The 26563-nt window shown below is 67.9% G+C and carries 26 protein-coding genes and 1 pseudogene; 16 read left to right on the top strand and 11 right to left on the bottom strand.

From position 1 onward, the window contains the following. Positions 1-86 precede the first annotated feature (86 nt). The 4 genes from ACFYTS_RS32505 to ACFYTS_RS32490 all read left to right on the top strand — a co-directional run bounded on the left by ACFYTS_RS32505 (position 87) and on the right by ACFYTS_RS32490 (position 4011). Positions 87-1172, top strand: coding sequence for an isocitrate/isopropylmalate family dehydrogenase (locus ACFYTS_RS32505; RefSeq protein WP_357285880.1), 1086 nt, complete (start codon positions 87-89; stop codon positions 1170-1172). Positions 1173-1323: 151 nt separating this feature from the next. Then, positions 1324-2229, top strand: coding sequence for an ABC transporter substrate-binding protein (locus ACFYTS_RS32500; protein ID WP_357285882.1), 906 nt, complete (start codon positions 1324-1326; stop codon positions 2227-2229). 6 nt (positions 2230-2235) lie between these two features. Next, a complete protein-coding gene (locus tag ACFYTS_RS32495; protein ID WP_357285885.1) occupies positions 2236-3174 on the top strand; it encodes an amino acid ABC transporter permease in 939 nt (312 codons plus the stop codon). A gap of 84 nt (positions 3175-3258) precedes the next feature. Then, complete coding sequence (locus ACFYTS_RS32490; protein WP_357098025.1) at positions 3259-4011, top strand: amino acid ABC transporter ATP-binding protein; 753 nt, start codon at positions 3259-3261, stop codon at positions 4009-4011. A gap of 48 nt (positions 4012-4059) precedes the next feature. Here the strand turns inward: ACFYTS_RS32490 and ACFYTS_RS32485 are convergent, their stop codons facing one another. Both ACFYTS_RS32485 and ACFYTS_RS32480 read right to left on the bottom strand, forming a co-directional pair. After that, entirely contained in the window at positions 4060-4899 is an 840-nt protein-coding gene (locus ACFYTS_RS32485; RefSeq protein ID WP_387309228.1) for an alpha/beta fold hydrolase, read from the bottom strand. After that, a complete protein-coding gene (locus ACFYTS_RS32480; RefSeq protein WP_387309227.1) occupies positions 4896-5321 on the bottom strand; it encodes a helix-turn-helix domain-containing protein in 426 nt (141 codons plus the stop codon). The genes ACFYTS_RS32485 and ACFYTS_RS32480 overlap by 4 nt, the downstream gene beginning before the upstream one ends. An 85-nt stretch (positions 5322-5406) precedes the next feature. Between ACFYTS_RS32480 and ACFYTS_RS32475 the strand changes: the two genes are divergently transcribed. Then, positions 5407-5595, top strand: a complete 189-nt coding sequence (locus ACFYTS_RS32475) for a hypothetical protein (RefSeq protein ID WP_387309226.1) — start codon at positions 5407-5409, stop codon at positions 5593-5595. On the opposite strand, the gene ACFYTS_RS32470 is transcribed toward ACFYTS_RS32475, so the two are convergent. Then, positions 5553-6494: a LysR family transcriptional regulator gene (locus ACFYTS_RS32470; protein WP_387309225.1), complete on the bottom strand. Its 942-nt coding sequence runs from the start codon at positions 6492-6494 to the stop codon at positions 5553-5555. The two genes, ACFYTS_RS32475 and ACFYTS_RS32470, sit on opposite strands and share 43 nt — an antisense overlap. A gap of 71 nt (positions 6495-6565) precedes the next feature. Here ACFYTS_RS32470 and ACFYTS_RS32465 point away from each other — a divergent pair, with 71 nt between their 5' ends. The 3 genes from ACFYTS_RS32465 (at position 6566) to ACFYTS_RS32455 (ending at position 9095) form a co-directional block, all read left to right on the top strand. Further along, on the top strand, positions 6566-7927 hold the full coding sequence (locus ACFYTS_RS32465; RefSeq protein WP_387309224.1) for an FAD-binding oxidoreductase: 1362 nt from the start codon (positions 6566-6568) through the stop codon (positions 7925-7927). Between the two features lie 128 nt (positions 7928-8055). Beyond that, positions 8056-8931: an SPFH domain-containing protein gene (locus tag ACFYTS_RS32460; protein WP_357285901.1), complete on the top strand. Its 876-nt coding sequence runs from the start codon at positions 8056-8058 to the stop codon at positions 8929-8931. After that, positions 8931-9095 (top strand): hypothetical protein, encoded by a 165-nt coding sequence (locus tag ACFYTS_RS32455; protein WP_357097856.1) that lies wholly within the window; start codon positions 8931-8933, stop codon positions 9093-9095. Before ACFYTS_RS32460 ends, ACFYTS_RS32455 begins: the two co-directional genes overlap by 1 nt. Here the strand turns inward: ACFYTS_RS32455 and ACFYTS_RS32450 are convergent, their stop codons facing one another. Beyond that, positions 9096-9251, bottom strand: a complete 156-nt coding sequence (locus ACFYTS_RS32450) for a hypothetical protein (protein ID WP_387309223.1) — start codon at positions 9249-9251, stop codon at positions 9096-9098. Between the two features lie 60 nt (positions 9252-9311). After that, entirely contained in the window at positions 9312-10184 is an 873-nt protein-coding gene (locus ACFYTS_RS32445; RefSeq protein ID WP_357285907.1) for a methyltransferase domain-containing protein, read from the bottom strand. A 267-nt stretch (positions 10185-10451) separates the two neighbouring features. On the opposite strand from ACFYTS_RS32445, the gene rpsA reads away from it, so the two are divergent. Next, positions 10452-11918 carry a 30S ribosomal protein S1 gene (gene rpsA, locus ACFYTS_RS32440; protein ID WP_357285909.1) on the top strand — a complete coding sequence of 489 codons (1467 nt, stop codon included), beginning with the start codon at positions 10452-10454 and terminating at the stop codon, positions 11916-11918. Positions 11919-12098: 180 nt separating this feature from the next. Then, on the top strand, positions 12099-13622 hold the full coding sequence (locus ACFYTS_RS32435) for a phospholipase C (RefSeq protein WP_387309222.1): 1524 nt from the start codon (positions 12099-12101) through the stop codon (positions 13620-13622). 115 nt (positions 13623-13737) lie between these two features. Here the strand turns inward: ACFYTS_RS32435 and ACFYTS_RS32430 are convergent, their stop codons facing one another. After that, positions 13738-13956, bottom strand: coding sequence for a hypothetical protein (locus tag ACFYTS_RS32430; protein ID WP_357285913.1), 219 nt, complete (start codon positions 13954-13956; stop codon positions 13738-13740). A gap of 288 nt (positions 13957-14244) precedes the next feature. Here ACFYTS_RS32430 and coaE point away from each other — a divergent pair. Next, positions 14245-15189: pseudogene (coaE, locus tag ACFYTS_RS32425) on the top strand (dephospho-CoA kinase); the annotation flags it as partial. 76 nt (positions 15190-15265) lie between these two features. Here coaE and ACFYTS_RS32420 read toward each other — a convergent pair. Next, the gene (locus ACFYTS_RS32420) at positions 15266-15790 is read right to left on the bottom strand and encodes a DUF402 domain-containing protein (RefSeq protein WP_357285915.1); all 525 of its coding nucleotides are present in this window, start codon (positions 15788-15790) and stop codon (positions 15266-15268) included. 212 nt (positions 15791-16002) lie between these two features. Here ACFYTS_RS32420 and ACFYTS_RS32415 point away from each other — a divergent pair, with 212 nt between their 5' ends. Then, positions 16003-16479 carry a hypothetical protein gene (locus ACFYTS_RS32415; RefSeq protein WP_357097840.1) on the top strand — a complete coding sequence of 159 codons (477 nt, stop codon included), beginning with the start codon at positions 16003-16005 and terminating at the stop codon, positions 16477-16479. 73 nt (positions 16480-16552) lie between these two features. Here the strand turns inward: ACFYTS_RS32415 and ACFYTS_RS32410 are convergent, their stop codons facing one another. Next, on the bottom strand, positions 16553-17137 hold the full coding sequence (locus ACFYTS_RS32410) for a DUF402 domain-containing protein (protein ID WP_357285917.1): 585 nt from the start codon (positions 17135-17137) through the stop codon (positions 16553-16555). A gap of 366 nt (positions 17138-17503) precedes the next feature. Here ACFYTS_RS32410 and uvrB point away from each other — a divergent pair, with 366 nt between their 5' ends. Continuing rightward, complete coding sequence (gene uvrB, locus ACFYTS_RS32405; RefSeq protein ID WP_387309221.1) at positions 17504-19669, top strand: excinuclease ABC subunit UvrB; 2166 nt, start codon at positions 17504-17506, stop codon at positions 19667-19669. A gap of 158 nt (positions 19670-19827) precedes the next feature. Here uvrB and ACFYTS_RS32400 read toward each other — a convergent pair whose 3' ends face one another. Further along, the gene (locus ACFYTS_RS32400; protein ID WP_357285922.1) at positions 19828-20298 is read right to left on the bottom strand and encodes a VOC family protein; all 471 of its coding nucleotides are present in this window, start codon (positions 20296-20298) and stop codon (positions 19828-19830) included. A gap of 56 nt (positions 20299-20354) precedes the next feature. Between ACFYTS_RS32400 and ACFYTS_RS32395 the strand changes: the two genes are divergently transcribed. The 3 genes from ACFYTS_RS32395 to ACFYTS_RS32385 all read left to right on the top strand — a co-directional run bounded on the left by ACFYTS_RS32395 (position 20355) and on the right by ACFYTS_RS32385 (position 22529). Continuing rightward, positions 20355-21218 (top strand): DUF6597 domain-containing transcriptional factor, encoded by an 864-nt coding sequence (locus ACFYTS_RS32395; RefSeq protein ID WP_387309220.1) that lies wholly within the window; start codon positions 20355-20357, stop codon positions 21216-21218. Positions 21219-21307: 89 nt separating this feature from the next. Next, entirely contained in the window at positions 21308-21727 is a 420-nt protein-coding gene (locus ACFYTS_RS32390; protein ID WP_387309219.1) for a DoxX family protein, read from the top strand. A 349-nt stretch (positions 21728-22076) separates the two neighbouring features. Continuing rightward, the gene (locus tag ACFYTS_RS32385) at positions 22077-22529 is read left to right on the top strand and encodes a universal stress protein (RefSeq protein WP_357097823.1); all 453 of its coding nucleotides are present in this window, start codon (positions 22077-22079) and stop codon (positions 22527-22529) included. Positions 22530-22643: 114 nt separating this feature from the next. Here the strand turns inward: ACFYTS_RS32385 and ACFYTS_RS32380 are convergent, their stop codons facing one another. Together ACFYTS_RS32380 and ACFYTS_RS32375 are read right to left on the bottom strand one after the other, a co-directional pair. Further along, positions 22644-24929, bottom strand: a complete 2286-nt coding sequence (locus tag ACFYTS_RS32380) for a HelD family protein (protein ID WP_387309218.1) — start codon at positions 24927-24929, stop codon at positions 22644-22646. Between the two features lie 158 nt (positions 24930-25087). Next, on the bottom strand, positions 25088-26422 hold the full coding sequence (locus ACFYTS_RS32375; RefSeq protein WP_387309217.1) for a diguanylate cyclase domain-containing protein: 1335 nt from the start codon (positions 26420-26422) through the stop codon (positions 25088-25090). Positions 26423-26563: the final 141 nt, after the last annotated feature.

Genomic DNA, 26563 nt, shown 5'->3' with positions numbered 1-26563 from the left:
GCGCGATCCCCGTCCAGGTCTCGAAACAGGCGTGGCAGCGTGTGCCGGAGCGCGACGGCGGCGGGCGTTGCGCGAGGATGACTGCCATGACCGACAGCGACACTCGAATCCGGCTGGGCTTGCTGGAGGGCGACGGCATCGGCCCCGAAATCGTCCGTGCCACCCGGCATGTGGTCGACGACGCCTTCGAGACCACCGGCCTGCCGCCGGTGGAGTGGGTCCCGCTGCCACTGGGGCACGAGGCGATCGAGCAGTACGGCGACCCGGTGCCCGAGCAGACGCTCGCCGCGCTGGCCGAACTCGACGCCTGGATCATGGGCCCGCACGACAGCGCCTCCTACGCTCCCGAACACCGCACCGGCCTGCCGCCCGCGGGCGCGGTCCGCAAGCGCTTCGGTCTCTACGCGAACATCCGCCCGGCCCGCAGCCTCGAAGGGGTGCGCGCGCTGGCCCAGGGCATGGATCTGCTGATCCTGCGGGAGAACACCGAGGGCCTCTACGCCGACCGCAATATGGCCGCCGGTTCCGGCGAGTTCCAGCCGTCGCGGGATGTCGCGCTGTCGGTCGGCGTGTTCACCCGGGCCGCGATCGAACGCATCGCGCGACTGGGGTTCGAGATCGCGTCGGAGCGTTCGAAGAAGCTGACCGTCGTGCACAAGGCCAATGTGTTGCCCATGACCATGGGCATGTTCCGCGACATCTGTTATGAGGTGGCCGCGGACTACCCGGACGTGGAGATCGATGACGAGCACGTGGACGCGGCGGCCGCGCATCTGGTCCGCGCGGCCCGCGACTACGACGTGATCGTCACCGAGAATCTGTTCGGCGACATCCTGTCCGATCTGGCGGGCGAATTGAGCGGTTCGCTCGGTATGGCAGCCTCGGTGAACTGCTCCGATACCCAGATCATGGCGCAGGCGGTGCACGGCGCGGCCCCGACCCTGGCGGGGCGCAATCGCGCGAATCCGGTGGCGCTGTTCGGCTCCGCGGCGGCGATGTTGCACTGGATGGGTCGCACCCAGCGCTACAGCGCGTTGCGCCGGGTCGGCGACCGCATCGAACGCTCGGTTGCTGATACGTTGCGAGCTGGTGTTGCAACGTCCGATTTGGGTGGGCTAGCCTCTACCTCCGAATTCACCGAGCAGGTGCGCGCACGGCTGCACCGCTGGTGAGCGCGCATTCCGGGCCGGGCGTGTTCGGCCCCGCTCTGGCGTGTCGCCGATTAATCTTCGGTTACCGGCCGACGCGGACGGTGTCACTCGCTTACATTTCAAACGGCGGGCGACCCACGGATGTCGCGCACCCGAACTGTGGAGGACTGCTGTGTCTGTTCGTAACTCTTTTCGCGGGCGTGCCCTGCGAGCCGCTGTCGTCGTCGCCGGTGGCGCTCTCGCGCTGACCGCGTGTACCAGTAATTCGGAGTCCAGCGGTCCCGAGGTGGCCAAGGTCGACGTGGCCAAGGTCGACACCATCGCGGCCAAGGTGCCCTCCGACATCAAGTCCTCCGGCAAGCTGACCGTCGGCGTCAACGTTCCGTATCAGCCCAACGAGTACCGGGATCCGTCCAGCGGCAAGATCGTCGGCTTCGACGTCGACCTGATGGACGCGGTCGCCAAGGTGCTGGGCCTGAACGCGGACTACAAGGAAGCCGACTTCGAGAAGATCATCCCCTCCATCGAGGCCGGCACCTACAACCTCGGCATGTCCTCCTTCACCGACAACAAGGAGCGCGAGGCCACCGCCGACTTCGTCACCTACTTCTCCGCGGGCAGCCAGTGGGCCCAGCAGAAGGGCAAGACCGTCGACCCGGACAATGCCTGCGGCAAGCGAGTCGCGGTGCAGCGCACCACCGTTCAGGACACCGACGAGATCCCGGCCAAGTCCAAGGCGTGTGTCGCCGCGGGTAAGCCGGAGATCCAGAAGGTCGCCTACGACGAGCAGTCCGCCGCCGCCAACGCGCTGGTCCAGGGCCAGGTCGACGCCATGTCCGCCGACTCCCCGGTGACCGCGTACGCGATCAAGCAGGCGGGCGACAAGATCGAGCCCGCGGGCAAGATCTTCGATTCCGCGCCGTACGGCTGGCCGGTCAAGAAGGGCTCCACGCTGGCGCCGGTGCTGCAGGAAGCCGTGCAGTACCTGATGGACAACGGCCAGTACAAGAAGATCGCCGAGAACTGGGGTGTCCAGGAGGGCGCGATCACCAAGTCCGTCATCAACGGAGCCAGCTGACCTCTTATGTCGCAGGACAAGAACCACCTCTCGATGCCGGTCGAGAGCGCCGAGCCCGAGCCGATCAAGGCGATTCCGCTGCGACGGCCGGGCCGGTGGATCGCCGCCGCGATCATCCTGATCGCCCTGGCCCTGTTCCTCTGGGGCGCCAAGACCAACGATGCCTACCACTGGAACACCTACTTCAAGTACCTGGGTGACAAGCGAATCGCCCAGGGCGCGTTGGTGACTCTGGAACTGACCGTGCTGGCCATGCTGATCGGCGTGGTGCTCGGCGTGCTGCTGGCGGTCATGCGCCTGTCGCCGAATCCGGTGCTGCGCTCGGTGGCGTGGGCGTATCTGTGGATCTTCCGCGGGACGCCGGTCTATGTGCAGCTGGTGTTCTGGGGCCTGTTCCCGTCGCTGTACAAGACGGTCACCGTGGGTGTGCCGTTCGGGCCGTCGCTGGCGCATTTCGATGTGCAGCACTGGTCGGCGCCGTTCTTCTTCGCCATGATCGGCCTGGGTCTCAACGAGGCCGCCTACATGGCCGAAATCGTGCGCGCCGGAATCAATTCCGTGGGCGAGGGGCAGCGCGAGGCGTCGGTGGCGCTGGGCATGTCGTGGTCGCAGACCATGACCCGCACGGTGCTGCCGCAGGCCATGCGGGTGATCATCCCGCCGACCGGCAACGAGCTCATCTCCATGCTGAAGACCACCTCGCTGGTGACGGCCATCCCGCTCACCACCGACCTCTACGGCCGGGCCCGCGACATCTACAGCGTCAACTTCCAGCCGATCCCGCTGCTGCTGGTCGCCGCCACCTGGTATCTGGCCGTCACCAGTGTGCTCATGATCGGCCAGTACTACCTGGAGCGGTACTACTCGCGCGGTTCCTCCCGGCAGCTGACCGCGAAACAGTTGCGCGCCTTGGCCCAGGCGCAGGTCGCCGGCGGAACGGGATAGGTGCACATGTCCGAGGATTCGATGTCGTTCTCCCAGGAATCCACGCCGCTGATCGACGGCTCGCTGCCGCCCTCGGCGGTGCCGATGGTGCGCGCCGACCGGGTGTGCAAGAGCTTCGGCGCGCTGAACGTGCTCAAGGGCATCACCCTCGAGGTGAAGCGCGGCGAGGTGCTGTGCCTGATCGGCCCGTCCGGTTCCGGCAAGTCCACCTTCCTGCGGTGCATCAACCACCTCGAGCGGGTCAATGCCGGACGCCTGTACGTGGACGGCGATCTGGTCGGGTACCGCGAGAAGAACGGCAAACTCTACGAGCTGCATCCGCGCGACGCCGCCAAGCAGCGCCGCGATATCGGCATGGTGTTCCAGCACTTCAACCTGTTCCCGCACCGCACGGCGCTGGAGAACATCATCGAGGCGCCGACCCAGGTCAAGAAGCTCAAGCGGGCCGACGCGGTGGCCCGCGCCCGCGACCTGCTGGCCCGAGTCGGCCTGGCGGACAAGGCCGATGCCTACCCCGCCCAGCTGTCGGGCGGTCAGCAGCAGCGTGTCGCCATCGCCCGTGCCCTGGCCATGGACCCCAAGCTGATGCTCTTCGACGAGCCCACCTCGGCGCTGGACCCGGAGCTGGTGGGCGAGGTGCTCGGCGTCATGCGGGAACTCGCGGCCTCGGGCATGACCATGGTGGTGGTCACCCACGAGATGGGTTTCGCCCGCGAGGTCGCCGACCAGCTGGCCTTCATGGACGGCGGTGTCGTGGTGGAGGCGGGCGATCCGCGCGAGCTGCTCGCCAACCCCCAGCACGACCGGACCAAGGCGTTCCTGTCGCGAATCCTCTAGGCCCGCAACGAGATCAGGGAGCCCCCGGTACGGGGGCTCCCTGATCCGTTATGTGCGGAGGAACTCCAGCACGGGCGCGGTCTGACCGAGGACGGCGTGCCCGACGCCCGGGAGCACCCGGGTGGTCGCGTTCGGGATGGATTGCTGGGCGCGGCGGGCGGTGTCGGCGGACTTGAACATGACGTCGTCCGCGCCCACGATCACCAGGACCGGCATGGTGAGGGCGCTCAGCTGCGCGTCGGTGAAGATGGGCAGTTTGCCGGTGCGCGGGTTGAAGTGAGTGAAGGTCAGCGTCACGTCGTCGAGGATCTCGGCGTGGTCGGTGAGGTTCAGGCCGGTGACGATGGCGGCCGAGCGGCGCAGGTCGTGGTTGCTGAACAGGTGGTCGAGCAGGTTCTTGAAGATCCAGCCGAAGCGCTGCTTGCCGATCCCGCCGGGGCACAGCAGCGCCAGCTTCGTGACGGCGCCGGGCCGGCGGACCGCGTAGTCCAGAGCGGTCCAGCCGCCCAGCGACATGCCGACGAAGGCCGCCGCGGAAATGCCCAGTCCGGCAAGGACATCGTCGAGCCACGACGCGACCGCGTCCGAGCCCAGCGCCGGACGGGACTCGGCGCTGCCGCCGGGCTCGCCCACCATGTCGACGGCGTAGACGCGGAAATCGGTTGCCCAGGAGGCGATGTCGCCGCGCCAGGTGGCGGAGTTGGCCCCGGACCCGTGCAGCAGGATCACCGGCGGCGCGTCCTTCGGGCCGGAGGCCAGCACGAAGGTGTCGCCCTCCCGGGTCGGAATGTGCAACTGCTCCACCGCGACCGGCCAGCGGCGCACCAGTTCCTGATAGCGGGCCTGGATGGCGGCCCGTCCGGCCTCGGACTTGTAGATCGCGTTCACGACGCGAGAACTCCTTCCATGTATTCGAGCAGCCGAGCGGTATCGCCCAGGCCGCCGACGAGAATGACCTTCAGCCGGGCGCGTTCGCGGTCGTAGAAGGTCTGCACCCGCAGTGGTTGCCCGTCTCCGGTGTGGGTGCCCGCCGCCGCGGTCAGCAGCGTGCTCACCCGGTCGGCGATCGAGGGATCCGCGGCGTCGACCTCGACGATGCTGGACACCTCCGAATACCGTTGCGGGGCAGTCGATCCGCCCTTGGGTGCGGGCAGGCCGGTGAAGGCTTCCAGATCGGCCCGGGTGATGCGGTACTGCTTGCCGATGCGGGTGGCGGGCAGCTTTCCTTCGCGCACGTACCCGCGGACAGTGCGCACGTGCAGGCCGAGGCGTTCGGCGACTTCCTCGACGGAGTAGAGACGATCGGTCACGAAAACTACCCTAACGTTCCCTATTTGGAGTAGCAATAGGGAAGTTTAGGTAATTATGTGATGGCACTGACGCGCCTGGTACTGCGTGATCGCCGCTGTCGGAGGCGGATTCGTGGTCGGGATCCGGGCGCTGTTCGCGCACAACGTCGTGATGTTCAGCCTCCCGAATCACCGCAGCGACGCCATCGAGCACATGGTGACCGGCGTCGTGCTGCTGGCGCTGGTCGGGATTCAGGCCGTCCGCGACCGCGGCCTGCGGGCCGTGTTCGCCTGACCAGGCGTCTTCCAGCTCGCCAGCGCGATACGGAGTTGGCCGAGCAGGACTTTCGTGGCCGGGCTCAGGGGACGCTCGGTGCTCCACGCCAGCACCAGGCGGCCGCACATCGACGGATCGATCTCCAGGGTGCGGATCCCGAGGCGAGCGGCCTCCTCCGCCGGGATTCTCGGAATGACGGCGATGCCGAGGTCGTGGGCGGCCAGCCGGATGAGCAGCGGGGGCGCGGCGGCCTCGAATGCCACATCGGGTATCAGAGAGGCCGCGGCGCAGGCGTTCTCGAGTAGTGCGCGCAGCCCCGTGCCGGTGGGCAGGCAGATGAGTGGGTGCTCGCACAGTTCGGCCAGGGTGATCCGTGCTCCGAAGCCCTCGGCCGCCACCGGCACGGCCGCCACGATGGTGCTCTCGTAGATGAGCTCGGTGCCGATGCTCGGGTCCAGATCCTCCGAGATGGAGAGCAGGCCGATGTCCAGCTCGCCGCGACGCAGAGCGCCGTACATGGCGTCGGAGGTGTCCTCGGTGAGGGAGATGCCGATCTGCGGATGATCTCGGTGGAAGTCGGACAAGACCTGCGCGATGTCGATCTCCTCGCCCGCCGCGCCGGAGATCAAGCCGACCCGCACGTGCCCGCGCAGCAGACCGGTGAATTCGTCCACGGTGTGGGTGATGCGCTCGACCTGTTCGAGGGCCGCGCGGGCGATCGGCAGCACCGCCTCGCCGACCGGGGTGAGCGTGACCGAGCGGCTGGTCCGATCCAGCAAGGGTTGTCCCAGTTCGCGTTCCAGCTGCCGGATCTGCGCGCTCAGTCCGGGCTGGGCGAGGTGCAGACGGGCCGCTGCCCGGGTGAAGTTCGCCTCCTCGGCGACCGTCACGAAGTAGCGCAGCTGACGCAGTTCCATAAGTGATGATTCTAGCTACGAGAAAAACTATCTGTTGGAGTTCTTGTTCCGGGGCGAGCAGGGTAGGAGACATGACGAAGACAGCGATCACCGAACTGCCCACCAGCGGCCCCGTCTTCCAGCCCGGCGACACCGGCTACGACGCCGAAATCGCCGGATTCCAAACCGCTTACACCCACCGGCCCGCCGTTATCGTCGCCGCGGCCCACGCCCAGGACGTGCGGGCCGCCGTGGAATACGCCGCGCGCCACGGTCTTCCGATCGCCGTGCAGGCCACCGGCCACGGCCTCTCGGTCGCCGGCGACGGCGGTGTGCTCATCACCACCCGCCGCCTGACCGACATCCGCGTCGACCCGGCCGCCCGCACCGCCCGCATCGGGGCGGGCGTGCGGGCCGGGGCCTTGATCGAGGCGGCCGCCGCGCACGGCCTCGCGCCGCTGAACGGCTCGTCGCTGTCGGTCGGCGTGGTCGGTTACCTCCTGGGCGGCGGGGTCGGCATTCTGGCCCGCGAATACGGTTACGCCGCAGAGCATGTGCGGGCCATCGAGATCGTCACCGCCGACGGGCGGCTGCGCACGCTGGCGCCGGGCGACGAATTGTTCGGCGCGGTGCTGGGCACCGGCGGCAACTACGGCGTCGTCACCGCGCTGGAACTGGACCTGCTGCCCGTCACCCGGGTGTACGGCGGCCAGCTGCAGTTCGACACCGCGCTGGTGGCTCCCGCACTCGAGGCGTGGCGGCGGTGGACCCAGGACGTGCCCGAGACCGTCACCTCGGCCATCACCATGCTGACCTTCCCCGACATCCCCCAGCTGCCCCCGCACCTGCGCGGGCGGTACGTGGCGACCATCAATATCGCGTTCACCGGCACCGAGGAGGACGGCGAGCGCCTCGTCGCTCCGCTGCGCGCGGCCGGCGAGCGGATGACCGACGACCTGCGGATGATGCCGTACACCGAAAGCCATGCCATCTACCGGGATCCGGATCACCCGCACGCCTACACCGCCACCAACGCGCTGCTCTCGGAGCTGCCCGCCGACGCCGCCGACGCCTTTCTGGAGGCGACCGGACCCGGGGCCGCGCTGCCGACGGTGGCCGGATTCCGGCACCTGGGCGGGGCGTTGAGCCGCCCGGGGCCGCACGGAATCTCGATGGACCACCGCGACGCGCAGTACATCGCGCGGGCGCTGGCCATGCCGCGGCCGGACAACGCCGAGCAGGTGCGCGATCAGCTGGATCTGGTGCGAAAGACGTTGGAGCCGTGGACCGTCGGCCACAACCTCAACTTCCTGTACGGCGGCGGCGATGAGGCCGACGAGGCGCAGACGCGCGCCGGATACTCCGATGCCACCTACGACCGGCTCGCGGCGCTCAAAGCGCGGTTCGACCCCGCCAACCTGTTCCGCAACAACCGCAATATCCGGCCGAATTGATCGGCCGGGACCCGTGGTCCCTTGCCCCGCCGCACTGTTGCGCGGCGGGGCGATCTGCTGTTTCAACCTTGCCGCACCGCTGTGCTCGCGCTATCGTCGTGATATCACTTCGATACTAGGAGAGTGTCATGGAGTTGCGTCGAGCCTTCCGGTTGAACGGCTTCCTCGTGCTGGGGGTCTTCATCCTGTTGGTGATCGGAATGGTGCTGGAGTCGCACGCGCTGAGCACCGGAGCCGAAGGGGGTGCGCGGACCGTCATCGGCATCGCGCTGGCGGTCACCATCCTGGCCGCGGTGCTCGCCGCCAGCGGCTTCATCACGGTGAATCCCAACCAGGCCAAGGTGATCCAGTTCTTCGGCCGCTACATCGGCTCGGTCGGCGAGTCCGGCTTCCATTGGGTGACCCCGCTGTCCAGCCGCCGCGGCATCTCGCTGCGCATCCGCAACTTCGAGACCCAGAAGCTGAAGGTCAACGACCTGGACGGCAATCCGGTCGAGATCGCCGCGGTCGTCGTCTACCAGGTGGTGGACAGCTACAAGGCCGCCTTCGCCGTCGACGACTACGAGGACTTCGTACGCACCCAGTCCGAGACCGCGGTCCGGCACCTGGCCACCACCCACCCGTACCAGACCGACGACGCGAGCACCTCGAGCCTGCGCGACGGCGCGGAGGTCGCGGGTGAGCTGACCGCGGAGCTGCGCGCCCGCACCGAGCTGGCCGGCATCGAGATCATCGAGGCCCGTATCACCCACCTCGCCTACGCGCCGGAGATCGCCCAGGCCATGCTGGTTCGCCAGCAGGCCGCCCAGGTGGTCGCCGCCCGCAGCCGCATCGTCGAAGGCGCGGTCGGTATGGTCGGGATGGCGCTGGACCGGCTCGCGGAACAGGGCGTGGTCGATCTGGATGAGGAGCGCAAGGCGGCGATGGTGTCCAACCTGCTGGTCGTGCTGTGCGGGGACCGCTCCGCCGCACCCGTGGTCAACGCCGGCACTCTCTACGCCTGATGTCCGCCGCCAAACGCGAACCGAAACGCGTGCTGCTGCGCCTGGACCCGGCCGTCCACGACGCCATCGCCAAATGGGCGGCCGACGACCTGCGCAGCATCAACGCCCAGATCGAGTACGCGCTCCGGATGGCTCTCAGGCAAGCGGGCCGCGAACCCAAATAGTCACGACACCGGTTCGGCACTGTCGATCAGGTAGCTTCCCCCGGACGGGACCAGTCGCGCACGCCGCGGCTCGGTCCCGTTCCGGCCGTCGGCGTAGCGCGGGGTCGGCCGATAGGCCACCGTCGACCGCCCGGTGGCGGCCGACAGTTCCGCCACCGTGACGGAATCGACTTCGCCCCCTGGGCGTGTCGCTGGAAGCGATCGGGTCGATCGGTCTCAGTTCGCTTTTTCGGTGACGAAAATAGCTGTGCCGGGGAAGATCTCGCCCCGGAGGGGGCTCCACTGGCCCCATTCGCGGTCGAGCCATTCGGGCCAGTCGGGCTCGATGATGTCCTTCACGATCAGCCCCGCGGCGACGATCTCGCGGACGCGGTCGCCGATGGTGCGGTGGTGCTCGACGTAGGTGGGCTCGCCGTCGGGTCCGACCTCCACATAAGGAGTGCGGTCGAAATAGGGGATGGTGGCGCGCAGGCCGCCGGGGCCCGGATCGTCGGGGAAGATCCAGCGCATGGGGTGATTGACGGAGAAGACCCAGCGGCCGCCGGGACGCAGGACGCGGTGAACCTCACGCATCACCCGGGCCGAGTCGGCGACGAAGGGGACCGCACCGAAGGCCGAGCAGGCCAGGTCGAACGATTCGTCGGCGAACGGCAAATCCTCGGCGCCCGCCTGGATCAAGGGGACGCGGGGTCCGCCCGCCGCCATCGCGGCCAGACCGCGGTCCAGCATGGAACGGGAGATATCGAGGCCGACGGGGTGCGCGCCGTGCGAGGCGAGCCAGCGCGAGCAGGGGGCCGAGCCGCAGCCGATCTCCAGGATCCGCTTGTCCTCTATATCGCCGAGCAGATGCCAGTCACCCTCGTGCAACCCCTCCGGGCACCACACGAACTCGCCGGCGGGGGAGTCCACGCCGAGGAAGTCGGCGTGCGTCTCGTGGTAGGCCGCCGCGTCGGCGTCCCACCACTTGCGGCTGGCGCGCTGACTCGACTCCGAATCGACCTTGGCGCGGGTCACTCCCACCGTGCCGAGCAGGGCATTGGCCTGGGCGTGCCGGGCGTCGTCGGGGGTGGCAGAGTGATCTTCGGACATGGGCACACCCTAGCGAGGCTTGCGATGAGACCCATGTTTGCTTGGTACAACACCCGTCGCGTACGCTGTTTTCCGCGAGTGTCTTCTGTACCCGGTTTCTCGAGACCGCGTAGAGCAGATAATCGTGCTGTGAGTCCGCAAGCTGTCTTTGGAAGTTACAGCCACGGCAGCGTTGTGCAACGTTAGATCCATTGCCCGCTGTTCGCAGCAAAACCGAAAGTCCACATGTCCACTACCGACCACAATCCGTCCGGAGCCTCCCAACACATGCCCACCACTGTCACCTCGCCGCAGGTTGCCGTCAACGACATCGGCACTGCCGAGGACTTCCTCGCCGCCATCGACAAGACCATCAAGTACTTCAACGACGGCGATATCGTCGAAGGCACGATCGTCAAGGTCGATCGCGATGAGGTCCTTCTCGACATCGGTTACAAGACCGAAGGCGTGATCCCGTCTCGCGAACTGTCCATCAAGCACGATGTCGACCCCAATGAGGTCGTTTCCGTGGGCGATGAGGTCGAGGCCCTCGTTCTCACCAAGGAGGACAAGGAAGGCCGCCTGATCCTGTCGAAGAAGCGCGCTCAGTACGAGCGGGCTTGGGGCACGATCGAGGAGCTCAAGGAGAAGGACGAGGCCGTCAAGGGCACCGTCATCGAGGTCGTCAAGGGCGGCCTGATCCTGGACATCGGTCTGCGCGGCTTCCTCCCGGCGTCGCTGGTCGAGATGCGCCGTGTCCGCGACCTCCAGCCGTACGTCGGCAAGGAGATCGAGGCCAAGATCATCGAGCTCGACAAGAACCGCAACAACGTGGTCCTGTCGCGTCGCGCCTGGCTCGAGCAGACCCAGTCCGAGGTCCGCAGCGAGTTCCTGCACCAGCTGCAGAAGGGCCAGGTCCGCAAGGGTGTGGTCTCCTCCATCGTCAACTTCGGTGCCTTCGTGGACCTGGGTGGCGTGGACGGTCTGGTGCACGTCTCCGAGCTGTCCTGGAAGCACATCGACCACCCGTCCGAGGTTGTCGAGGTCGGCAACGAGGTCACCGTCGAGGTTCTCGACGTCGACCTGGACCGCGAGCGTGTCTCCCTGTCGCTCAAGGCGACCCAGGAAGACCCGTGGCGTCAGTTCGCCCGCACCCACGCGATCGGTCAGATCGTGCCGGGCAAGGTCACCAAGCTGGTTCCGTTCGGTGCGTTCGTGCGCGTCGAAGAGGGCATCGAGGGCCTGGTGCACATCTCCGAGCTGGCCGAGCGCCACGTCGAGGTCCCGGACCAGGTTGTCGCCGTCGGCGACGACGCCATGGTCAAGGTCATCGACATCGACCTCGAGCGTCGCCGGATCTCGCTGTCGCTGAAGCAGGCCAACGAGGACTACACCGCCGAGTTCGACCCGTCGAAGTACGGCATGGCCGACAGCTACGACGACCAGGGCAACTACATCTTCCCCGAGGGCTTCGACTCCGAGACCAACGAATGGCTCGAGGGCTTCGAGAAGCAGCGTGAGGAGTGGGAGACCCGGTACGCCGAGGCCGAGCGTCGCCACAAGATGCACACCGCTCAGATGGAGAAGATGGCCGCCGACGCCGCCGCCGAGGCTGCCAACGGTGGACCGCAGAACTACTCCTCGGAGTCCGGTTCGCAGGCTGCCGCTTCGTCCTCGGACGCGCCGGCCGGTGGCTCGCTCGCGAGCGATGCGCAGCTGGCCGCGCTGCGTGAGAAGCTGTCGGGCAACGCCTGATTCGCTGATCCGCGTTAAGCGATAACGAAAGTCCCCTGGTCCTCGACCAGGGGACTTTCGTTTACCAGCGGTTCGCTGGGCTGTCATGATGCGCAGGTTGGATACGAACTGGACGTGCGACCGATCCGTGTCGGCACCGTCCCTTCACTGTCACTTCTAGCGGGAAGGCACCACCGGAGCATGGGCGTGTTCGCCGGAGTCAACAGGCGGGAATTTCTGGCGAAAGCCATGGCAGCGGGCGGTGCGGGCGCGCTCGCGTCGGTCGCCGGACCGATCATCGAAAAGGCTTACGCCGCAGACCCGGCGGGCATGGGCGGCCTCGGCGACATCGAGCACTTCGTATTGCTCATGCAGGAGAACCGCTCCTTCGACCACTACTTCGGCACCATGTCCGGGGTGCGCGGGTTCGACGACCCGTCCCCGGCCTGGAACCAGTACGGCTACACCCCCGGCGTCGGCCCCACCGCGGACGGCTTCCTGAACCCGTTCCGCCTCGACACCACCCGCGGCGCCAGCCTCGACGGTGAGTGCATCAACGACCCGGACCACAGCTGGGCGGCCATGCACAAGGCGTGGAACAACGGCCGCAACGACGGCTGGATGCCCATGTCGATCGCCTCGGTCGGCCCCGGAAACGCGCCCGCCGCAATGGGTTACTACACCCAGGCCGACATTCCGGTGCACTGGGACCTGGCCAATGCCTTCACCCTGCTCGACAACTACCACTGCTCGGTGCTCGGCCCGACCGACCCCAACCGGCTGTACTGGATGTCGGCGACCATCGACCCCGAGGGTCACCATGGCGGACCGCTGCTCGAGACGCCGACCCTGATCCCGCAGAACGCCTACAGCTGGCGGACCATGCCGGAGAACCTCTCCGATGCCGGCGTCAGCTGGAAGATCTACAACAACCGGGACGTCGGTCCGCTGTCGTCGGTGATCCTGGACGGCATGATGGGCTGCTTCAAGCAGGCCGCCGACCCGAATTCCGAACTGGCCCGGCGCGGTAAGGCCCCGGCGTATCCGCAGGACTTCGCCGCCGACGTCGCCGCCAACCAGCTGCCCGCCGTGTCGTGGGTGATCCCGTCGCTGCTGAACTGCGAACACCCCGCGCTGCCACCGGCTTTCGGCGCGGTCGGCATCATGCAGGTGCTCGACATCCTCACCTCCAACCCGGCGGTGTGGGAGAAGACCGCGCTGATCATCAGCTACGACGAGAACGGCGGCTTCTTCGACCACGTCGCCCCGCCGACGGCGCCCGCGGGCACGCCGGGGGAGTACGTCACGGTGCCGATCGACAAGAAGCACGAGGGCATCACCGGGCCGATCGGTCTCGGCTACCGCGTACCGGGCCTGGTCATCTCGCCCTACAGCCGTGGCGGCCTGGTCGCCTCGGAGACCTTCGACCACACCTCGCAGCTGCGACTCCTGGAGCGCCGCTTCGGAGTCGACGTGCCGAACCTGACGGCGTGGCGGCGCAGCGTCACCGGTGACATGACCTCGGTCTTCGACTTCGGTTCCGGCCCCGATGCGTCCAAGCCCGTGTTCGCCCCGGCGGACCGGAAGGTCAACGACGCCATCGCGCAGTGCGGTCCGAACATCGCCCTCGGGACCGCGACCGTCGGCACCCCGTACCCGGTGCCGCCGAACTCCATGCCGCGTCAGGATCCCGGCACTCGGCGCAAGCCCAGTGGCATCGTGTAATTCCGCTGCCGCGTAAGGAGACACGCACACAACACAGTGGCTCGGTCCGGTTCGGACCGAGCCACTGCGTGTGTATGTGGCGAATCAGGGAGCGGTGCTGGAGATTCCAGCGGGATCAGCCGACGGTGGCAGGCACCCAGCGGCGGACGACGCCGGACTCGGGTGACGGTTTTCGCCTGGCGGTCGCGCTGTGCCGGGCCGGCCTGAACAGTGCGGTCAGCCAGGACCGTCCGTGCTCGGCGAGAGCGGCTGCGACGGCGGGGATCTCGATGCAATGCACGGTGCCCGCCAGGCCCAGACGGTGGCGACCCGTCTGGAGGTTCTTGGTGCTCACTGATGTTCCTTCTCTTGCGTGTTAACCGGCCTGAAGATCGCCTGCGGCGAACGATAGCCGAACAAAAGTGTGAGTCACCGAATTTTGCGGGGCGTGTGCCCCGGCGTGTCGGAATGTTGCCGACAAACGGTCGGGATTGGCCGGAAAAGTTGCGAAATGATCTCACCGGCATCACGGAACGGGCAAGGACTGTGCTTGCAGGTGAAAAGACCGGGTCGAGTGGGTAATCCTGACAGGCCGAGTAACCCTGGCACGCGCCGGAACCGGCGGCGGTGCGAGACTGGTCGAATGTTGCGAATCGGTCTCACCGGAGGCATGGGCGCGGGCAAGTCCACCGTGGCCCGCATTCTCACCGAGCGCGGAGCCGTGCTCGTGGACAGCGATGTCATCGCGCGCGAAGTGGTCGCCCCCGGCACCGAGGGCCTGGCTGCCCTGGCCGCCGCGTTCGGCGACGACATCCTCGCCGCCGACGGCAGCCTCGACCGGCCCGCCCTGGCGGCCAAGGCCTTCGCCACCGACGAGGCCCGCGCCACCCTCAACGGCATCACCCACCCGCTGGTCGGCAAGCGCACCGCCGCACTCATCGCCGCCGCGCCCGCCGACGGCATTGTGGTGCAGGACATTCCGCTGCTGGTCGAGAACGGCCTCGCGCCGTTCATGAACCTGGTGGTCATCGTAGACGCGGCCGAGGAGACCCGGGTGCGCCGCCTGGTGGAGTTCCGCGGCATCGATGAGGCCGACGCCCGCGCCCGCATCGCCGCCCAGGCCACCGACGCGCAGCGCCGCGCCACCGCCGACGTTCTGCTCGACAACAATGGCGCGACCGGCCTGATCGACGCCGAGGTGCACCGGCTGTGGGACGAGCGCCTCGTGCCCTTCGAACGCAATCTGCGCACCCGCACGCCCGCCGCGCGGCCGGAACTGCCCGTGGTGGAAGCGAATCCGGAATGGCCCGCGCAGGCGCGGCGGGTGATCGCCCGCCTCGCGCTGGCGTGCGCGGCCGACGCGGCGAGCATCGAACACGTCGGGGCGACCGCCGTGGCCGGCAAGCCCGCGGCCGACGTCCTCGACATCCGGATCACGGTCGCGCCCGGGGTGGACCCGGACTCGCTTCGGGATCGCTTGGCGGACATCGGTTTTCCGCCGGTCGCCGCGGACGCTCCGCCGGCCGCGGGTGTCGAGCTCGCGGCGGGGGAGCGGCTGCACGCCAATGCCGACCCGGGTCGTCCGGTCAACCTGATCATCGGCGCCTAGCCGACGAAAAGGGCCGTCGGCACCCCTCGGTGCGGACGGCCCCTGGTTTCTCGGTCTACATCCAGGTGAGCGTGATGCCCTGGGAGGCCAGCCAGTCCTCGAAACTGTGTCCGTGCGCGGCGATTCCGTCGATAGTCGCGGTGGCGGACTCGATGGCCTGCTGGGCCTCGGCCAGGGTCAGGTAGTCGGCGGCGTGAGCGGCCAGCAGCTCGTCCACGTCGAGGAGCTCCACCTCTCTGCCCTGCCGCACCACCAGATCCAGGTAGTGGTCCACCGACTTCCACTGCTTCGGCCCGACCTGTGCGAACTCGCCGATGTCGATGTAGTAGTCCTGGTCGCGCAGATGCGCGGGGGTGAAGTGGAAGACGGTGGCGCGCAACGACACCGTGGGCAGCAGCCAGGATTCGATGTAGTGGAACTCGGGATGGTCCGAGGTGCGGGCCATGTACAGCCCCCACGGCTCCACCTGGTAGCGCTCCACCTGCCGCACGAAACCCTTGGGATCGATATTGGTGAGCTCGTCGATATTGAAGTACTCCACCTTGGGTCGGTGCAGATCCACCGCGGGCGCCCGAGTCATGTCATTCAGCATCGCGTGTCGAGCGGCGGCCGTCCAGGGGAGCGGGGGTGGCGTCGCTCGCGGATTGCTGGAATCCGGCGCGGAGCGGGGCGAATATTTCGAAAACTCTATTTGAAGCGAGCGTGTTTCGCTATGGTTCGGTTGCGCTGTATCGTCGCGCACGACGACCCGCCGTTTCGTGGGCGGGGCCTCAACCGTAAGGGAATACCTGCATGAGCGAACAGAAAACCCGTGCCCGCCGGGTCGGCATGGGCCTCACGACCTTCGGCGCGGTGGCTGGAACCATCGTCCTGGCCGCGCCCCAGGCCGGTGCGTGGCCGACCGGCCTCGAGGTTTCCGGCACCAGCCACAATGTCGGCTGCTCCTACACGCTGACCGCGTCCATCGATGTGGACCGGCTGCTGTCGGTGGCCTTCCGTGACAACGGCACCGAGCTGCCGGGCAGCCCGGTCACCCCGTCGCTGCTGAGCGGCAAGGTCACCATCAACTGGACTCCGAGCACCGCGGGCAAGCACACGCTGACCGTGACTCAGACCCTGATCTCGAAGTCGATCGACGTCGACGTCGCCGAGGCCAACCCGCTGACCAGCACCGGCAGCGTCGGCTGCGGCCTGAGCAGCGGCTCGAGCAGCCTGTTCCCGAGTCTGTCGGGCGGTCTGAACGGCCTGCTGCCGAGCATCTCCGGCTAGTCGGAGGGCGGAGATACCCGCAAGACCTCGCCCGGTCCGGATCCATCCGGACCGGGCGTTCGCGTTCTCGGAGTCAGAGCCAGGTGAGGGTGACGCCCTTGGTGGCGAGCCACCGGTCGACATCGTGCCCGCAGGCGCCGAGGCCGTCGACCACGGCGGCCGCCCGCTCGATGGCCCGGTGGGTCTGCGCGGTGTCGAACTGCCCGGCCGCGTGCGCGGTCAGCAGGTCGTCGATGCCGAGCAGTTCGGGCGCCCGGCCGGGCCGGGCCACCACGTGGAGATAGTGGCTCTCGGCGCGCCACTTCTTGTCCTCGCACGGCCCGTACTCGCCGATGTCGAGGTAGTGGGTCTGGGTCCGATCGTGGCCCGGGCGCAGGTGATACACCGTGGCGCGCAGCGACAGCTCGGGCAGCAGCCAGGACTCGACGTAGTGGTACCGCGGATTGTCCACTGTCCGTTCGATATACAGACCGAACGGTTCGGCGTGTAAACGCTCCACGGGGTGCAGAAACCCGCGATAATCGGTCCACGACAGATCCGCGAGATTGAAATACTCGAGTCTGGGGCGATGCGGGGACACCGCGGGGGTGCCGTCGGCCGTCCGGTGCGGGCGCGCGCCATTGGTGGAATTCCGCTGTGGCGTAAACAAACCGGTCATCGCCATGCCTTCTCTCGAATCGTGCGACCAGCGAGCTCAGAGTACACCCGGAACGTGGGATTCAAACCGTCGTGAACGGACTGAGATCTACGCGACACCGATCGGTATGGACGGCCTGAAATCCGTTGCGGTAACGGTCAATTCAGACATTGGAAGTCCTTTACCGAAATGAGTACCGGACTAGAGAATTCGGAGCCGGCGCGCGATTGGACGGGTGTGCTCCGCGCGGGCAGCCATCGCGCGGCGACGAGTCCGATCGTGACCGGGGTCACCGCCGATCGTGGCCGGGGCCACGGCGGGGTCCGCCGTCGGTGAACAGGCGAGCGGCTGGGTGTTCTTGTCGGTGGTCCGTCCTAGGCTGGTGCCATGGCTTTCGCAACCGAGATCCCGGACGACCTGCCGCTGGCCCATTCGGAGCATCGGCCCATCGGTGAGGTCGAGCGGACCGACAGCCAGTTCCAGGTGGTCAGCGAGCACGTTCCGGCCGGTGACCAGCCGGCCGCCATCGCCGAACTCGAGCGGCGCATCCGCTCGGGGGAGAAGGACGTGGTGCTGCTCGGCGCCACCGGTACCGGTAAGTCGGCGACCACGGCCTGGCTGATCGAGCGGTTGCAGCGGCCCACCCTGGTCATGGCCCCCAACAAGACCCTCGCCGCGCAGCTGGCCAATGAGCTGCGCGAGATGCTGCCCAACAACGCGGTCGAGTACTTCGTCTCGTACTACGACTACTACCAGCCCGAGGCCTACATCGCGCAGACCGATACCTATATCGAGAAGGACAGCTCGATCAACGACGACGTCGAGCGGCTGCGCCACTCGGCGACCTCGAGCCTGCTCTCGCGCCGCGACGTCGTGGTGGTCGCGTCGGTGTCGTGCATCTACGGCCTCGGCACGCCGCAGTCCTACCTGGACCGGTCGGTGCAGCTGGAGGTGGGCACCGAGATCGATCGGGACCGGCTGCTGCGCCTGCTGGTGGACGTGCAATACACCCGCAACGACATGTCGTTCACCCGCGGTAGTTTCCGGGTGCGCGGCGATACCGTCGAAATCATTCCCTCGTACGAGGAATTGGCGGTGCGCATCGAATTCTTCGGCGACGAGATCGAGGCGCTCTACTATCTGCACCCGCTGACCGGTGATGTGGTGCGCCAGGTGGATATGGTCCGGATTTTCCCGGCCACCCATTATGTGGCGGGTCCCGACCGTATGGAACGCGCGGTGCGCGACATCGAGGCCGAACTCGAGACGCGGCTGGCGGATTTGGAGAAGCAGGGCAAACTGCTGGAGGCGCAACGGCTTCGGATGCGCACCCAATACGACCTGGAGATGATCAAGCAGGTCGGTTTCTGCTCGGGTATCGAGAATTACTCGCGGCATATCGACGGGCGGCCCGCGGGTTCCGCGCCCGCCACCCTGCTGGATTACTTCCCCGACGATTTCCTGCTCGTCATCGACGAATCCCACGTGACCGTGCCGCAGATCGGCGGCATGTACGAGGGCGACATGTCCCGCAAGCGCAACCTGGTCGAGTACGGCTTCCGGTTGCCGTCGGCGGTGGACAACCGGCCGCTCACCTGGGAGGAGTTCGCCGAGCGGATCGGGCAGGCGGTGTACCTGTCGGCCACTCCCGGCCCGTACGAATTGGGCCAGACCGGCGGTGAGTTCGTCGAACAGGTGATCCGCCCGACCGGCCTGGTGGACCCGCACGTGGTGGTCAAGCCGACCAAGGGGCAGATCGACGATCTGGTGCACGAGATCCGGCTGCGGACCGAACGCGACGAACGCGTCCTGGTCACCACGCTGACCAAGAAGATGGCCGAGGACCTCACCGACTATCTGCTGGGACTCGGTGTGCGGGTGCGGTATCTGCACTCGGAGATCGACACCCTGCGCCGCGTCGAATTGCTGCGCCAGTTGCGCCTGGGCGAATACGACGTGCTGGTCGGCATCAACCTGCTGCGCGAGGGCCTGGACCTGCCCGAGGTGTCGCTGGTCGCCATTCTGGACGCCGACAAGGAAGGCTTCCTGCGCTCCTCCACCAGTCTCATCCAGACCATCGGCCGCGCGGCGCGCAATGTGTCCGGTGAGGTCCACATGTACGCGGACAAGATCACCGACTCCATGCGCCACGCCATCGACGAGACCGAGCGCCGCCGGGCCAAGCAGGTCGCCTACAACGAAGAGCGCGGCATCGATCCGAAGCCGTTGCGCAAGAAGATCGCCGACATTCTGGACCAGGTGTACCGCGAGGCCGAGGAGACCGAGGTCGAGGTGGGCGGCTCGGGCCGCAATGCCAGCCGCGGCCGCCCCGCCCAGGGCGAGCCCGGACGCGCGGTGAGCGCCGGCGTCTACGAGGGCCGCGACGTGCGGAACATGCCGCGCGCCGAACTCGCCGACCTCATCAAGGACATGACCGCGCAGATGATGAACGCGGCCCGCGAGCTGCAGTTCGAGCTGGCCGGTCGGCTCCGCGACGAGATCGCCGACCTGAAGAAGGAACTACGCGGCATGGACGCCGCCGGTCTCTCGTGAGAGAGGGCCTGCGGCGCAAGGGCATTCGGCGGCCGGGGCGGGGAGGTGACGCGCGTCGGGCGGATTGCGGCCGGGCGTGCGCCGGAACGGTGGCCGGACTGTCCGAACTCGGCGGTCCCCGCTCGGCGAACCGGTCGCCGGGCGGGGAAGCGGCGTGCTCAGGCCTGCTGGGCCATCCACTCGTTCACGCGGCGTTCGGCCTCTTCACGGGAGACGTCCTCGACCCGGGTCATGACGATCCAGCGGTGGCCGAACGGATCCATGACCCGGCCGTAGCGGTCACCGGTGACGAAGGTCTGCGGCTCGGAGACGAAGCGGGCCCCGTTCTCGGTGGCCAACTTCGAGACCGCGTCCACATCGGGGCAGTAGTGCACCACGCTGGTGTGGACCCAGTCGTCGGCGGGGGCGCGCAGGCCCTCGTCGGGGATCGGCATGCCGACCTGGATGGTGGAGTCGCCGATCAGCAGTTCGGCGTGCGCGGCCTGGCCGTCGGGAAGATCGTTGCGGCTCAGCACCTTCGCGCCGAACACGGCGCTGTAGAAGTCGATGGCCGCATTGGCGTCGGGGACGGCCAGGAAGCAGGTGATGGAGTGGTAGTCCTGCGGGATCGGATTCACTGTGTCGCTCATGGCTACTACCTTCCTCGGCGCGGCCGCGATGGTCTTGTAAGAAAGCGACAGGGACTATGACCAGCGCTGGCAATCCCGAGAACCGGTTCGCGCCACGGCCGGTGCCGCCGCCGGAGACCGCCAAGGGCATCCTGCGGCCGCGCCAGCAGAACGCCACCAACAATCACGCCCGTCTGCCCGCGGGCGAACGGGTGTCGCGCTATGTCGAGTGGTACTGGGCGGTCCGCTGGGACCGCCGCGGTGAGCCGCCGTTCCATGCCGAGGTGCTGCCCTACCCGTGCGTGAACCTGACCTTCGAGCGCACCCACGAACGCACCGGCGCCTTCGTCACCGGCGTGTGGACCACCAAGTACGTGCGCGAATTGGCCGGGGCGGGTGAGACGTTCGGGGTGAAGTTCCGGGCGGGTGGCTTCGGCGCGTTCACTGGGCTGGATGTGGGCGCGCTCAGCGACACCTCGGTCCCGGCGGCCGAGATCTTCCCCGCCGCCGACACCCTGGCCGAGGCGGTGCTGGCCACCGGCGACCCGCTGCTCCGCCGCGAGCTGATCGAGGACTTCCTGGTGGCGGCCCAGGGCGTCGAGGGCGACCAGAGCGCCTACCGTCAGGTGCTGACGATCATCGAGGCGATGGAGCACGATCGCGACCTGACCCGCGTGGACCAGGTCACCGAGCGTTTCGACATCCCGGTCCGCACCCTGCAGCGCCTGTTCCGCCGCTATGTCGGGGCGGGCCCGAAGTGGGTCCTGCGCCGCTATCGGCTGCAGGACGGCGCGCACCTGCTGGCCGAGGGCCGCACCTCGGACCTGGCCGCGCTGGCCCTCGAGCTCGGCTATTTCGATCAGGCGCACTTCTCCAACGAGTTCGCCAAGGAGATTGGAATGCCTCCGCTCGAATACGCCCGCATCTCGCTACCATCCTGACAAACTGGCTGGTACGGGAATAGCGGTGGACCTGATGAGGTTGGTTGCCATGTCATCCAATGGCATATCGATCATCGAAGGAGCGGGCCATGGACGTGCTGGTGTTGATCGGACGGATCCTGTTCGCATTGCTGTTCCTCGGCTCGGGCTTCGGGCATCTGGCCCAGCGTGCGTCGATGGCGCAGTACGCGCAGTTCAAAGGCATACCGATGCCCACGCTCGCGGTGCCCGCCTCGGGCGTGCTGCTGCTGGCCGGCGGGTTGAGCGTGCTGCTGGGCGTCTGGGCCGACCTCGGCGCACTGTTGCTGATCCTGTTCCTGGTGCCGACCGCCTTCCTCATGCACGCGTTCTGGAAGGAGACCGATCCCGAGGCGAAGCAGGGCGAGATGGTGCACTTCAACAAGGACATCGCGCTGGCGGGCGCGTCGCTCATGCTGTTCGCCTTCTTCGCCTACGTCGGCCACGATCTCGGATTGACGCTCACCGGACCGCTTTTCGACCTCTCCTAGGAAATCCGCGGCGACCGGCAAAACGAAGTCACTGATTCCCGGGCCGTTCGTTGTGACGTGACACAACGAACGGCCCGCGGACATTTCGGGCTTGTGACGAATCTCCCAGGCGTGCAACGCTGTTGGCATTGTGTGTTCCGCGTCGCGATCGCCGGGAAATTCGCTGGTAGCCGGGGCTGCGTTCGGAGTGTGCCGGGAATGTCACAGTCGCCGATCCCGCCACGTGGTGTGATGTGTTGCGATATCGAATATTTCCGCCGGTTATGCCGCTATTGTCAGGCGAAGTTGCCGCGGTGAAAACCCCACTGTCGAGGAATCCGTGGCCCCGACCCTTGTACTTGGAGGAGAAATGACCGCCTACCGGACGATCGTCGTCGGTACCGATGGCTCGGACTCGTCGTACGTCGCCGTCGAGCGGGCCGCGGCTCTGGCCGGCGACGAGGGCGCCACGCTGTACATCGCCTGCGCCTACTTCCCGACCGACGACCGCGATGTCGCCGCGGCCGCGGACGTGCTGAAGGACGAGGCCTACCAGGTGCGCGGCTCCGCGCCCACCAGTGAGATCCTGCGCGTCGCCCGCGACAAGGCCGTCGCCCTCGGCGCGGTGAACGTCGTGGAGAAGCCCGTCGTCGGCGAGCCGGTCGAGTCGCTGCTGGACCTGGTGAAGGACGTGGAGGCCGACCTGCTGGTCGTCGGTAACCGCGGACTCAACACCCTGGCCGGTCGCCTGCTCGGCTCGGTGCCCTCGGACGTGGCCCGCAAGTCGCGTTGCGACGTGCTGATCGTGCACACCGTGCGCTGAGTGGGGCTGCCGCCCCACACCCCAGGACGAAATCGGGGGCCTGGCCCCCGAACCCCCGTTCCTACGAAGCGGCCGAGCCCACCGGGCTCGGCCGCTTCGCTGTTCACCGGCGGGTCAGGCCAGCCGGTGCAGTACCGCCGGCAGGTCCTCGGTGTGCACCACGGCCAGCCGCTGGGTGGCGCGGGTCAGCGCCACGTACAGGTCGTTGAGTCCGCGCGGCGATTCGCTCAGGATCCGGTGCGGTTCGGCCAGGATCACCGCGTCGAATTCCAGGCCCTTCACCTCGTGGACGGTGAGCACCCGCGTCGAATCATCGGACAGGTGACCGAGTTCGGCGGCCAGATCGTGCGGCACGATGACCGCCGTGGTGCCGGGATGCTCGGCTTCGGCCGCGATCAGCCGTTTCACCTCGTCGGCCAGCTCACCCGCCGTCACCCGGGTCGCGGCCGGTTCGAAACCGGAGTCGCGGACCGAGCGCGGCGCGGGCGCGGCCGGATCGATGGCGGCCAGCACGTCCCCGGCCACCGCCATGATCTCCGAGGGCGTGCGGTAGTTGACGGTCAGCTCGGTGAGCTTCCAGCGTTTGGCCACATACGGTTCCAGCACCTGCTGCCACGACGAGGCGCCCGCCGGATCGCCGGTCTGGGCGACGTCGCCGACCGCGGTGATCCACCGATTCGGGATGCGGCGCATGACCATCCGCCACGCCATGGCCGAAAGCTCCTGCGCCTCATCCACGATGACGTGCCCGTAGGTCCAGGTGCGATCCCCGGCGGCGCGTTCGGCGGTGGTCTGGCGGGTGCGGACCTGCTGACGCTCGGCGAGCTGGGAGGCGTCGATGAGGTCGTAGGCCATGAGCAGTTCGGGGTCGAGGTCGTCCTCGAGATCCTGTGGCGCGGAACCGGTCAGGATGTCGAGGGCGTCCTGCGCCTCGGCGAGCTGGGCGCGCCAGCGGCGGCGGGAGCGCTCGCGCTCCTCGCTGTCGTCGATGCCGAGCAGTTCGGCCAGTTCGTCGAGCAGCGGCGCGTCGGCGTCGCTGAACTCGCCGCTGTCGGAGCGCCGCAGTTCGGCCCGATCGGCCGCGCTGAGCTGTCCGCCCGCGTTGGCCAGGCGCTTCGGGTCGGCCCACAGCCCGCCCAGCACCTCCTGCGGGGTGAGGATCGGCCACAGTCCGGCGATGGCGCGCTGGATCTCGGCGTCGGCGCGCATCTCGTCGCGGATCTCGGTGAGATCGGTCTGGCTCAACAGGTTTCGCCCGCCCAGCGGGTTGGAGCCGATGGCGGCGGCGAGCTGATCGGTGAGCGCGTCCACCACCGCGGCCGCGAAGATGGGCCGGGCCAGGTTGTGCGGGCGGCGCGAGGAGCGGGCGCGGCCGCGGGCCTTGGTGACGATCTTGCGGTCGAGTTCGAGCTGGTGGCCGTCGAAGTAGAGCGGGATGGTCTCGCGCGGCACGTCCTGCCAGTCGCGCACCGCCTTCTTGAGCACCTCGAGCATGTCGAGGGAACCCTTGAGTTCCCCGGCGCGCAGCGAATCCTCCAGTGTCGCTTGCACTCCCGGGTACAGGTTGCCGACGGTGGACAGCAGCACGCCGGTCTCACCGAGCGAGGGCAGCACCTGGCCGATGTAGTCGAGGAAGGTGGAGTTCGGCCCGATGATCAGCACACCGGCCTTGTCCAGCTGCTGGCGGTAGGTGTAGAGCAGGTAGGCCGCGCGGTGCAGCGCCACCGCGGTCTTGCCGGTGCCGGGCCCGCCCTGCACCACGAGCACGCTCTTGTGCTCGGAGCGGATGATCGCGTCCTGCTCGCTCTGGATGGTCTCGACGATGTCGTTCATGTGCCCGGTGCGGGCGGCGTTGAGGGCGGCCAGCAGCGCGCTCTCGCTGCCGACGCCGCCGTCGGCGCCGATCACCCCCGCCGCCTGGGCGGCCTCGAGGCTCAGGTACTCGTCGTTGACCCCGGTGACCTTGCGGTTGCGGGAGCGGATGTGGCGCCGCCGGGTCACCCCGTCGGGGGCGGCGGTGGTGGCCAGGTAGAACGGCCGGGCCAGGGGAGCGCGCCAGTCCAGCAGCAGTGTCTCGTAGTCGGCGCTCTCGTCGAGGATGCCGATGCGGCCGATGTAGCGGTTCTCGCCGTCGCCGTCGTTCTCGCCCGGGGCGATGTCGATGCGGCCGAAGCACAGGCCGTGCTCGGCGGCGTCGTACTTGGACAGATCCTCGGAGTAGAGCTGGGTGAACGACTCGCGCTCACTGCGCGCCTGCGGGGTGCCACCGGTTTCCAGGAGCACGGTGCGCAGCCGCCGCTGGGCGTAGGCGCGCATGCCGTCGAGCTGTTCGTAGAGCTTCGTGAGGTACTGCTGCTCGCGTTCCAGGTCCGGGGATACCGCGTCAGCGGAATCGGGCACAGAACGCTCCTCGGTGAGGTCGGGCAAGACGGAACTCCTTGTTCACCACGTCCGCCGTGCGGGGACGGCGCGTGAAGCATCGAGAACAGAGTTGTCGAGTCTAGTGCGCCTTGCTTGCCCGCGCCGTATCGCCAGGTGACGAGGCGTGGGTGCCCGGGTTACGAGGCGTGGGTGCTGTCGGTGCGCCGCGCCAGCGGACTGTTGTGGTGGTTGGGCGGCTTGGCCCGGTACATGGCCAGGTCGGCGTCGTGCAGTACGGCTTCCGGTGTGCGGGTGTCACCGGCGTGCAGATGGGTGACGCCGATGGAGGCGTCGACCTGGATGCGGTGTCCGCGCGCGACGATCGGTTCGGAGGTGGCCTGCCGCAGCCGCGCGATGAGGGCGTCCAGATCGTCGCCCAGGGTGCGCCCGGACAGCAGTACCAGGAATTCGTCGCCGCCGATGCGGCCCACCACGTCGTCGGCGCGCAGCCCGCGCTGCAACCGCTGGGCCACGATCTGCAGGACGGTGTCGCCGATGGCGTGGCCGAGGGTGTCGTTGATGGTCTTGAATCCGTCCAGGTCGATGAACAGCACGCTCGACACCGGCAGCGTCTCGGTGGTGCCCAGCGCCGCGGCCAGCTTCGACAGCACCAGCGACCGGTTGGCCAGCCCGGTGAGCGGATCGTGGGTGGCCTGGTACTCCAATTGCCTTCGGCTGGCCCGGAATTCGGTGATGTCGTTGAACGAGGACACCGCGGGGGAGTTCGGGTCCTGAGGGTTGAGCAGGCGGCTGTTGGCCGAGAGCCAGCGCCGCTGCCCGTCGGGGCGGTCCAGCCCGAACACGAACCGCGTCACGTCCTCGCCGGTGGCCAGGGTGCGGATGACCGGATACCAGGTCGAGGGCATGGGCTGGGCGTTCGCGTCGAGCAGGCACAGTGGCAGGTCGTCGATATGGGTGCCGATCAGATCCTCGGCGTCGTAGCCGAAGATGCGGCGCGCGGCCGGATTGGCGGATTCGATGCGGCCGTCGCGGCCGATCACCACCACGCCCTCGTCCAGCTGCGACACCACGGAGGTGAAGAACTGCTCGGCGCGCCGCTGGGCGGCCTCGGCGCGGCGCTGCGAGGTCAGGTCGTGCACGACGACCTGATAGGCCAGATGGTCGTGCCAGGCGGTCAGCACCGACACGGTCTCGACCTCCACCGAGTGCCCGTCGCAGCGCAGCAGGGTCATCTCGGCGGGGTCGGAGGCGGTGCCGGCGATGGTGAGCCGGCGGATGCGGTCGAGCATGGGCGCGACCGACGGCGGCGCGACGAACTCGGTGACGGGGCGCCCGATGACGTCCTCGGGTTCTGCGGCCGCGAGCATGCGCAGCAGCGCCGGATTGGCGTAGACGATCATTCCGCGTTCGTGGACCACGATCCCGTCCGGGCTGTAGTCCACCAGGGACCGGTAGCGCTGGGCCAGCTGTTCGGCGTCGGCCGGGAGGTTTGCCCGATCGTTACCCACCATTTCGTTCACCCCCTGATCGTCGGTGCGGAACACGTCGATGGAGCACGGCACCATTCTGTTATCTGGAAATTTGCTGATGCAGCTTGCCGACCGTATTGAATGAATTAACCGGAGAGGAGCGATGTAAATGCCTGGCACTAT

This window comes from Nocardia sp. NPDC004151 (assembly GCF_042874235.1).
Classification (GTDB): domain Bacteria; phylum Actinomycetota; class Actinomycetes; order Mycobacteriales; family Mycobacteriaceae; genus Nocardia.
The sequence above is the reverse complement of the archived record's forward strand: the minus strand, read 5'-3'. Positions and strand labels throughout refer to the sequence as shown.

Coding starts and splice junctions, on each gene's coding strand:
- ACFYTS_RS32505 (WP_357285880.1), top strand. CDS start 87: ATGACCGACAGCGACACTCGAATCCGGCTGGGCTTGCTGGAGGGCGAC.
- ACFYTS_RS32470 (WP_387309225.1), bottom strand. CDS start 6,494: ATGGAACTGCGTCAGCTGCGCTACTTCGTGACGGTCGCCGAGGAGGCG.
- ACFYTS_RS32375 (WP_387309217.1), bottom strand. CDS start 26,422: ATGGTGGGTAACGATCGGGCAAACCTCCCGGCCGACGCCGAACAGCTG.
- ACFYTS_RS32460 (WP_357285901.1), top strand. CDS start 8,056: ATGGAGTTGCGTCGAGCCTTCCGGTTGAACGGCTTCCTCGTGCTGGGG.
- ACFYTS_RS32490 (WP_357098025.1), top strand. CDS start 3,259: ATGGTGCGCGCCGACCGGGTGTGCAAGAGCTTCGGCGCGCTGAACGTG.
- uvrB (WP_387309221.1), top strand. CDS start 17,504: ATGGCTTTCGCAACCGAGATCCCGGACGACCTGCCGCTGGCCCATTCG.
- ACFYTS_RS32385 (WP_357097823.1), top strand. CDS start 22,077: ATGACCGCCTACCGGACGATCGTCGTCGGTACCGATGGCTCGGACTCG.
- ACFYTS_RS32395 (WP_387309220.1), top strand. CDS start 20,355: ATGACCAGCGCTGGCAATCCCGAGAACCGGTTCGCGCCACGGCCGGTG.
- ACFYTS_RS32420 (WP_357285915.1), bottom strand. CDS start 15,790: ATGACTCGGGCGCCCGCGGTGGATCTGCACCGACCCAAGGTGGAGTAC.
- ACFYTS_RS32455 (WP_357097856.1), top strand. CDS start 8,931: ATGTCCGCCGCCAAACGCGAACCGAAACGCGTGCTGCTGCGCCTGGAC.
- ACFYTS_RS32495 (WP_357285885.1), top strand. CDS start 2,236: ATGTCGCAGGACAAGAACCACCTCTCGATGCCGGTCGAGAGCGCCGAG.
- ACFYTS_RS32400 (WP_357285922.1), bottom strand. CDS start 20,298: ATGAGCGACACAGTGAATCCGATCCCGCAGGACTACCACTCCATCACC.
- ACFYTS_RS32415 (WP_357097840.1), top strand. CDS start 16,003: ATGAGCGAACAGAAAACCCGTGCCCGCCGGGTCGGCATGGGCCTCACG.
- ACFYTS_RS32445 (WP_357285907.1), bottom strand. CDS start 10,184: ATGTCCGAAGATCACTCTGCCACCCCCGACGACGCCCGGCACGCCCAG.
- ACFYTS_RS32465 (WP_387309224.1), top strand. CDS start 6,566: ATGACGAAGACAGCGATCACCGAACTGCCCACCAGCGGCCCCGTCTTC.
- ACFYTS_RS32435 (WP_387309222.1), top strand. CDS start 12,099: ATGGGCGTGTTCGCCGGAGTCAACAGGCGGGAATTTCTGGCGAAAGCC.
- rpsA (WP_357285909.1), top strand. CDS start 10,452: ATGCCCACCACTGTCACCTCGCCGCAGGTTGCCGTCAACGACATCGGC.
- ACFYTS_RS32390 (WP_387309219.1), top strand. CDS start 21,308: ATGGACGTGCTGGTGTTGATCGGACGGATCCTGTTCGCATTGCTGTTC.
- ACFYTS_RS32410 (WP_357285917.1), bottom strand. CDS start 17,137: ATGACCGGTTTGTTTACGCCACAGCGGAATTCCACCAATGGCGCGCGC.